This is a genomic window from Carnobacterium sp. (assembly GCF_032094055.1).
In the GTDB taxonomy this organism is placed as follows: Bacteria; Bacillota; Bacilli; order Lactobacillales; family Carnobacteriaceae; genus Carnobacterium_A.
The window spans coordinates 21,333-26,744 of record NZ_DAMDAK010000030.1 but is presented as its reverse complement, the minus strand read 5'-3'; the positions used below and the strand labels follow the sequence as shown (position 1 = coordinate 26,744).

At 37.4% G+C, this 5,412-nt stretch carries 4 protein-coding genes and 1 pseudogene; 1 reads left to right on the top strand and 4 read right to left on the bottom strand.

The genetic code is table 11. The features are described from left to right. The 3 genes and pseudogenes from RT405_RS06405 to RT405_RS06395 form a co-directional block, all read right to left on the bottom strand. Nucleotides 1-973, bottom strand: a pseudogene (locus tag RT405_RS06405) (alpha-mannosidase); the annotation flags it as partial. An 11-nt stretch (nt 974-984) separates the two neighbouring features. Next, nucleotides 985-2,361, bottom strand: a complete 1,377-nt coding sequence (locus RT405_RS06400; RefSeq protein ID WP_313468519.1) for a glycoside hydrolase family 1 protein — start codon at nt 2,359-2,361, stop codon at nt 985-987. Between the two features lie 16 nt (nt 2,362-2,377). After that, entirely contained in the window at nt 2,378-3,664 is a 1,287-nt protein-coding gene (locus RT405_RS06395; protein ID WP_313468517.1) for a glycoside hydrolase family 125 protein, read from the bottom strand. A 183-nt stretch (nt 3,665-3,847) separates the two neighbouring features. Between RT405_RS06395 and RT405_RS06390 the strand changes: the two genes are divergently transcribed. Then, nucleotides 3,848-4,957: a LacI family DNA-binding transcriptional regulator gene (locus RT405_RS06390; protein ID WP_313468515.1), complete on the top strand. Its 1,110-nt coding sequence runs from the start codon at nt 3,848-3,850 to the stop codon at nt 4,955-4,957. A gap of 23 nt (nt 4,958-4,980) precedes the next feature. Here RT405_RS06390 and RT405_RS06385 read toward each other — a convergent pair. Next, nucleotides 4,981-5,412 (bottom strand): helix-turn-helix domain-containing protein (locus tag RT405_RS06385; protein WP_313468513.1); only part of this gene is annotated, 432 nt, incomplete at its 5' end.

The window sequence follows — 5,412 nt, the reverse complement described above, 5'->3', positions numbered from 1 at the left end:
CCATCGTTGCTAATGGCTCTGCAATATTTTCAAGCAAGCGAGAAACTTGAGTATTCCATTGTTTCAAATATACCCGTGTTGAAGCTGTATTTGCTAATGTATACCAGCCATCTGTTTCTTGTGAAGTTAATTCGCCTGAAACTGTATTTAAATTATCGGGTAAGTCTTTCTTTAAAGCTGTTAAATATTCTTCAAAGGTAGCATGTACAAATTCAATATCAGGATACAATTCATTTGCAACTCGAATAGCGGTAGACAAATCTTTTTGAACAGGTTGATGGTCGCAACCGTTCATCATTAAGACATGATTAGTCGAAGTATACAATCCTGCATCATTTAATTTGGTCTCCCAAAAAGTTTGTGCTTCTGCTTTGTCGGTTGGAATTTCATTTCCGTTGCTGTACCAGTTAGCAAATAACAGTCCTAAAATTTTTGATTCGTCTGGCCCTTTCCACCACATTTCTGAAAATTGTGAAGCGTACTTGTCGTCATTGACCACAACATTATTGAAGCCAGTTGGTTTAACTCCACGGCCAAAAGCTGCTACATCAAATCCAGCTTGTTCCATCATTTGTGGTGTTTGTCCGGCATTTCCAAAAGTATCAGGGAAGTAGCCTAATTTAACTGGAGCACCCCATTGTTTGCTTTCGTCCATGCCGACAAGCATATTGCGGACATTTGACTCACTGCTTGTTAAGAAAGCATCTTGCAAAATATAAAAAGGACCGATTTTTAATTTACCATTCTGAATGTGTTTCTTAACCAAGTCTTTTTTATTAGGCCGTACTTGCAAATAGTCATCTAAAATAATCGTTTGTCCATCTAAATGGAAACTTTTAAATTCTGGATCTGTTTCGAATAATTCCAACACATCGTCCATTAATTCAATCAAACGCATATGGTGCTGTTCATATGGTAAGTACCACTCGCGGTCCCAGTGACTATGGGACAAAATATATACTTTCTTTTTCATTGTTTTCTCCTTTAATCAATTGTATTTTGTTGAATCACAGATTTCATCCAAAAGCTGCTTTTTTTAGGCGTTCGTTTAAAGTCGTTCTCAATATCGACACGATAAAAACCATAACGATTGCGGTATCCATTTAACCAAGACCAGCAATCGGCAAATGTCCACATATGATATCCGAAACAATTGCTGCCTTCTTCGGTTGCTTTATGCAACTCAGTTAAGTGATCATGAACAAATTCAATTCGATAATCGTCTTGTATGATGCCTTCATCATTCATAAATCGTTCTTCCTCGGCTACTCCCATGCCGTTTTCAGAAACATACCAAGGAATATTTCCGTATTCATTTTTTAACCGCATTGCAATATCGTAAAGAGCTTCTGGATAAATTTCCCATCCACGATAAGGATTGATTTTTTTCTCTGGCCAGTCATACTCCGCATATAAATCATTTGGCATCTTGGCCGGAACAGTGGGGTGACTAACTGCTTGTACACGTTTAGGCTGATAATAATTGACACCTAAAAAATCAACTGTTGCACGAGCGATTCTTTCTTTATCGCCGGTTTCACTATCCGGCAGCAAGTCATTTTCTTTTACTAACTGAATCAATTCAGCAGGGAAATGCCCTAAAACAACTGGATCTAGAAAGCTCTTCACATTTAACGCATCAGCTGCTTCTTTCGCTTTAAGGTCTCCAGGTGCATCACTTTTGCTGTAGACAGGTGTCAAATTCAAAATAATTCCAATTTTCCCAGTATGTTGACCTTTACGAAACTGTTCAACAGCTTCAACGTGTGCCATTAGCGTATGATATCCTACTTGAACCGCACGCTTAAAATCCACGACGGCAGGGTAATGGAATTCAAATAAATAGCCACATTCGACATGCACGATCGGTTCATTAAACGTCGTCCAGCGATGGACTAGGTCGCCAAATTGTTCAAAAGCAACTTTAGCATAATGACCAAAAGCTTCTACTGACTCCCGGTTTTCCCAACCGCCTTTTTCCATCAGCCACCATGGCATATCAAAATGGAACAAATTGATAATCGGTTCAACACCTTTTTCGATCATGCTAAGAAAGTAATTACGGTAAAAATCAACCGCTTTTTGATTGAGTGTTTTTCCATCTGGCAGCAACCGCGCCCAAGAGATTGAAGTACGGTAAGAGTTCAATTTCATGTCTTCCATCAATTGGACATCTTCTGCATATTGCCTGTAGACATTTGATGTATCTTTTGGGCCTACACGTTTATCGAATTTTTCTGGGTTCATTTCAAACCATTTGTCCCATGTTGTCAAAGCTTTTCCATCAACCAAAGCGGATCCTTCCGTTTGGGGCGCTGAGGCTGCAGCTCCCCATAAAAAACCATCAGGAAATGTTTTCAAGTTATTTTCCCCCTTCTTATTTTTTAATTCGTAGACCATAATAATCTAACACGAGCTCACAAAACATCATGTTTGCCCAAGAAAACCATTCTCTCGTATAATTGTTTGGATTATTGACATCAAAACCTTCATGCATTAATTTAGTGCCTGCATCATTCTCAACTAATAAATCTAAGATGCGTTTCTTTTCATTTTTATCAGAAGTGGTTAACCCTTCCATTGCTAAAGCAATTGGCCAAACGTAATTTTCAGGCGTGTGCGAACTTCCGATTCCTTTAGCGCAGTTTCCTTCATAAAAATAAGGATTTTCTTTGCTTAAGATTGTTTTGCGTGTTGCTAGATAGACTTCATCATCTTCGGCACAATAGCCTAAATAAGGAGCCGCTAACAAACTAGGAACATTCGAATCATCCATAATTGAGTAATTGCCTAATCCGTCGACTTCATATGCATAAACTGTTTCACCTGCTGCATTTTTTACTTTAGCAAATTTTTCAATACCGGATTGGATTTCTTCACGCAATGCAGTAATTTCGTCCACAATAGCTGAATCTTTCAAGATTTCCATATAAACTTCTTTTAAATAATCCAGTACAACAACAGCAAACATATTAGAAGGAACTAAATAATTGTAAATGCAGCGGTCATCACTTGGTCTGAAACCTGACCAAGTCATTCCTGTTACTCCGATCGGCGAACCTTTGCCGTCGTTTACTAACGTATCTTCTTCTCTCCAAGTATCGCGTTCAAAATTGTATGGAGAGTTTTCATGATTTTGTTCGACTTTCCAAAGAGCTAAGATTTTCTTTACTGCTTCTTTAAATGTTTTGTTAAATTGGTCCGTTCTGCCGGTTTCTTTGTACAGCAAGTAGCTTAATTGAATAGGATAACACAACGAGTCGATTTCGTATTTGCGTTCCCAGATCCACGGATTCATTTCAGTGTGGTCATCTTGGTGTCCAGCATTATTAGCTTCTTCATTAAAAGCGTTTGCATAAGGATCCAAGTTAACGTATTGCAATTGTCTTTCCACTACACCTGCGATCATATCAGAAATATCTGCATCTTCTTTTGCTACCAATAAATAAGGACGAACTTGAGCAGTTGAATCTCTCAGCCACATAGCTGGAATATCACCTGTTAATAAGAAAGTCGTTCCATCGGTTTGTTTTTTTACCGTAGTTAATAATGTATTCGAAAAGGAAGCATTAAAGTTTTCTGCCCATCTTGGGTTTTCTGCAGCTTTTTCAGTAACCGCATTCATTAATTTCTCTATTGATATCGGTATTTCTTGATAAACCATTTTTTTTCCCCATTTCTTGGTATTTATATCTTTTAATAAACCTAGTATAAAATACCTGTACTTTAATAACTACAAAATATATGTATGTCTCTATTTTATATAGAAACACCTAAAATTTGTTGTCTTTTTCATTTTAAATAGTATATCCTTGATATAAGTCTATACCAATAGGAGGGCATAATCGTGTCTAAAACAGAACCGCTTTACAAATTGATTTACAACACAATAAAAAAACAAATTTTAACTGGAGTTTTTCCATATAACAGCCAACTACCTTCAGAAAAAGAACTTGCCGGACAATTTGGAGTTAGCCGGATCACCAGCAAACGCGCTTTGAATGACTTAGCCAAAGAAGGCTATATTATCCGGTTTCCAGGAAAAGGCAGTTTCGTGATTTTTAAAGGTCTCCCCGCCGAACGATCTTATACTATATCGCTATTGCTGCCTTTCTTTAAAAATGCTGGATTAGAACAATATGTACAAGGCATTTCTGATTACTTAAAACCAACGCCTTTTCATCTAGTTATTCATTCTACTCAAGACGACCCTGACAAACAGCGCCAACTGATTCAATCCTTGTCTAAGGAAACAAGCGATGGCGTGATTCTTTATCCAAATTTTCCCGTCAGCTTGATCGATTTAGTATACAAGTTGATGCTTGATGATTTTCCCATTGTTTTATTGGATAAAAAACTTGTTGATCTCCCGATTCCCGTTGTGTCTTCAGCTAATTTCCAAGGTGGCTATGAGGCGACTACATATGCAATCAAGCAAGGACATAAAAACATTCTATTCTTTTCATTCGCTTCCTATCTTGAAAACTCAGCAGTCAAGGATCGTTATCTAGGTTACTTAAAGGCTCTCCATGAACATCAGATCCAGCCAACTTTACATCTACAGCAAAGTGACTATCCTAGTAACATGGATCAAAATCATTTGCTCCAGTCATTTCTTGAACAAACAAAAAAACAAGGCTACACTTGTATAATAGTTGAACATGACATTTTGGCTTTGGAATTGATCTCTACTGCAGCTGATATGGGATGGGATATCCCAAGCGATATGTCTTTTATTGGATTTGATGATCTTTCTCTGGCTCATATGATCACGCCTAACCTGACAACTGTCAAACAATACTTTTACCAAATCGGCTATGTTGCAGCTGAAAAACTGTTAGCTTTGATCACTGATCCTGTTAAAAATGCCCCCCCCATTTCCATCGAAGTTCCAATCGAATTAAAGATTCGAAAATCCGTCCAATTTATAGAACACGAAAAAGGAGCTGACAATTGACGTTAGCTCCTTTCTTCATGATTTTATTGTATTTGTTCTCGGAATTCTCGAGGAGATTGACCTACCAGCTTTTTAAAGTTTTTATAAAAATATCCTTGATTTTGGTAACCGATTCGACTGGCTATGTCATTGACCGGCTCTTTTGAACGCAACAGTAGTTCTTTGGCCAAGTTGATTCGATAATGGTTTAAGTATTTGGAAAAGCTTTTACCAGTTTCTTTTTTAAAAACCTGCCCCAAATACATCACATTAACATGAAGAATCAGAGCGATACTTTTCAAGTTCAAATCTTCCATATACTTTGTCTGTACTAATTCGATTGTTTGTTTAGTTAAATCGCTGTACAGCAGCTGTTTTTTCAATTCATCCAAAGGCAGCAGATCGGTTTCCATTACCGCGGCTAGTTCTTCAAATGTTTCTGATTCAAAGAGTGCATTCGTTTTAGTTAAAAACTT